This window comes from Lactobacillus nasalidis (genome assembly GCF_016587775.1).
GTDB classification, from domain to species: domain Bacteria; phylum Bacillota; class Bacilli; order Lactobacillales; family Lactobacillaceae; genus Lactobacillus; species Lactobacillus nasalidis.
In genome coordinates this window covers 1-2,806 of sequence record NZ_BOCG01000344.1, presented here as the reverse complement: position 1 = coordinate 2,806, position 2,806 = coordinate 1, and the positions used below count along the sequence as shown (strand labels likewise).

General features: G+C 56.3%; 4 protein-coding genes. 1 reads left to right on the top strand and 3 read right to left on the bottom strand.

Features of this window, described 5'->3' with window-relative positions; all coding sequences use genetic code 11:
* Positions 1-466 (top strand): LPXTG cell wall anchor domain-containing protein (locus tag lacNas_RS14240; protein WP_244661432.1); only part of this gene is annotated, 466 nt, incomplete at its 5' end.
* 148 nt (positions 467-614) lie between these two features.
* Here the strand turns inward: lacNas_RS14240 and lacNas_RS06585 are convergent.
* From lacNas_RS06585 to lacNas_RS06575, 3 genes are all read right to left on the bottom strand, one after another.
* Complete coding sequence (locus tag lacNas_RS06585) at positions 615-1,877, bottom strand: ferric reductase-like transmembrane domain-containing protein (RefSeq protein ID WP_201331827.1); 1,263 nt, start codon at positions 1,875-1,877, stop codon at positions 615-617.
* A gap of 3 nt (positions 1,878-1,880) precedes the next feature.
* Entirely contained in the window at positions 1,881-2,156 is a 276-nt protein-coding gene (locus tag lacNas_RS06580) for a hypothetical protein (RefSeq protein WP_201331828.1), read from the bottom strand.
* Positions 2,157-2,188: 32 nt separating this feature from the next.
* The coding region (locus lacNas_RS06575) for a zinc-binding dehydrogenase (protein ID WP_201346708.1) at positions 2,189-2,806 on the bottom strand (618 nt) is incomplete at its 5' end.

Genomic DNA, 2,806 nt, shown 5'->3' with positions numbered 1-2,806 from the left:
TACGCCGACGGAACCGACCACGCCGACGGAACCTACTACGCCTACCGAGCCGACTACGCCGACTACGCCGACTACGCCGACGGAACCGACTACGCCGACGGAATCGACTACGCCGACGGAACCGACCACGCCGACGGAACCGAGTGTGCCGACGAAACCGACTACGCCAGAAGAACCGACTACGCCAGAAGAACCGACTACGCCGGAGAAGCCGACCACGCCAGAAGAACCGACTACTCCTACGGTGCCTTCAAAGCCGGCTACGCCTAACAAGCCAGTTACCCGGCAACTTAGTCATGGCAATACGCCAAGCAAGCGTAAAAGCACCACTACTAGCAAGACCAATGGAGATACTTTGCCACAAACTGGTGAAAAGAAGTCTGACTACAATTTAGCGGCAATGATTCTGACTTTGCTTAGCACGCTTCTTTTTGCATTCACTGGCAAAAAACGCAAAGATAATTAAAATTACAAAAAATCGCAGTACCTGATGGTGCTGCGATTTTCGTTTAATCAATCAACCCTTGATTCTTGAGCCGGCGCCGGTATTGGTTGAACAGGTTAGGGTTCATTTCCGCGCAAAAAATAACAGCACCTGGCGCGGTGCTGTTACTCTACATGCCGATATTTTCATCAATGATCCGGCTGCTTTGAACGCCAAGCTGGCGGAGTTTGCCTTCCACCCGCTTAAGCACCATCCCGGACCCAACGACCAAGAAGATGCCCCGGCTGATTTCTTCAGCGGACAGGATCTCCTTGAGCTGGTCATCCTTAAAGCGGTGCTCCTGCTGGTCGACCTTGACCCCCTTTTCGGTCAGGCCGGTCAACCGGTCAGCCAGATAGTTCTCTGCCTGCCCTCTTGACCAAACGAGGTGCACCGGGCGCTTGCCGGCATACTCTTCCGCTAGGTCGATCAAAGGCGCCACCCCCGTCCCCAAGGCATAAGCCACCAGGGGACGGTCAGGATTTTCCTTGATGATCTGGTCAAAAATGCCATACGGCCCTTCCAAGCTTACCTGGCTGCCAGCCGGCAGGTCGGCCAGCTTTTGGCTGTAGTCCCCGACTTCATGGATCAGGAAGGAAACTTGCTTGTCCCCTCTTTTGAAAACGGAGAAGGGATGCTTTTCTTTGGAAAATCCCGGGGCCTTGACGGACAGGAAGTAATAGCCTCCTGCTTCCGCGGGCCCGGCCGCTTCTCCCAGCTTGACCGTCATTTCCAAAACGTGCGGAGCCAACTGCCGGCTGCCCGCTACCTGCCCCTGCTGGCGCGGATCGCCGCCAGCCACAAACTTCTGGTACGCGTATAAGGAAAGGAATAACAGAGTGTACAAGTCAAATACCAGACTGAAGTATGGCAGGGCGGTAATCCGCGGAATCACGTGTACGTGCACCCAAATCAAGGCAATCACGACAAAGTTCAGCCGGTGCAGCCAGAGGCTGACCTGGTGGGGCAGCTTTTTCTTCAAGCGGTCGAAAAAGGTGATCCGGTCGCTCAGCCAGCCCGACAGAAAGACCACGGCCAAGAGAACGAGCGCGATTTCCAGCCACCAGGCAAGGTTCCCGGTGTTCCTAACGATGGCGTGAAAGGAAGGCAGCTTCAGCTGGTGGATTGAAGCAGCCAGCAGCGCTACGACCCCCAGCATCCCGTGCAGAGCATAGATAACCGGCAGACCCAGCCGCTTTTCCAGCCACTTGGGCCGGGTTGCCAGGAAAATAATGGCCAGCCACCAGACATAAGCCGCGATCCCCAGGTCGATCGCCAGAAGGTGGGCCCGGCTGTCCACCAGATAGCGGTGAACGAGCAGGATCAAGGGCAGCGGCAGCAGGAGCAGCAAAACGATTCCGGTCATGGCTGCAGCAAATTGGTGTTTTTTCATATGTCAGTATCCCATCTTTTTAAAGATCAGCTTGGCAGGACAGGTCTTCTTTAAGGGCTCAGCCGCTTTTTTCGAGCTGGAAGCCTTCATCGCCGTGACCGGAACTGCTTTTTTGGCCTTTTGGGCGGCAGAATATGATTTCTTGACCTGCGAGACCTTCAGGGCCGACTCCGGTGAAAGGGAGCTGGCCTGCTGGTCTTGGCAAAAAGCAAAAACGCCTCCGGCCGCCAGCGTCAAGGCGGTCAAAACAGACCCCAATATTATCAAAGCGCGTTTCATTGTCATCCCCCGATTACACCAAAATACACTAATTAGTCAACGATGACGTAGGACTTGATGACCTCACGCTTGTCCATGGCTGAGTAGGCCTGGTCGATTTCATCCAGGCTGAAGCTGCCGGTAAAGACCTTGCCCGGGTTGATTTCGCCCTTGAGGACGGCGTCAAGAAGGACTTCCTTGTCATAAGTCGTTACCGAAGCCGGACCACCAGCCACGCTGATGTTTCTATAAAACGGACTGGTCATGTCCTGGGCCGGCACGTGCGGCAGACCGACCCGGCCGACAGTTGAGCCTGGACGGCCGACAGCCATGGCGGTTGCCGTTGACTGTTCAGTGCCGACGCATTCCAGAACCGCGTCAGCCCCAAAGCCCCCGGTCAAATCCATGATGGCCTTGACCGCTTCATCGCCGCGGACGGCCACGTTGTCGGTTGCCCCGAATTCCTTGGTCAAAGCAGCCCGGTCCGGGTGGCGGCTGGTGGAAATGATCCGCTTGGCCCCCAGCATCTTGGCGGCAATGATCGCGCATTGGCCAACTGCCCCGTCGCCCATGACGACGACTGTGTCGCCTTCCTTGACGCCGGCGACTCTGGCAGCGTGGTAGCCGGTGGCCATGACGTCAGCCAAAGTCAGGAAGGACTTGAGCATCCC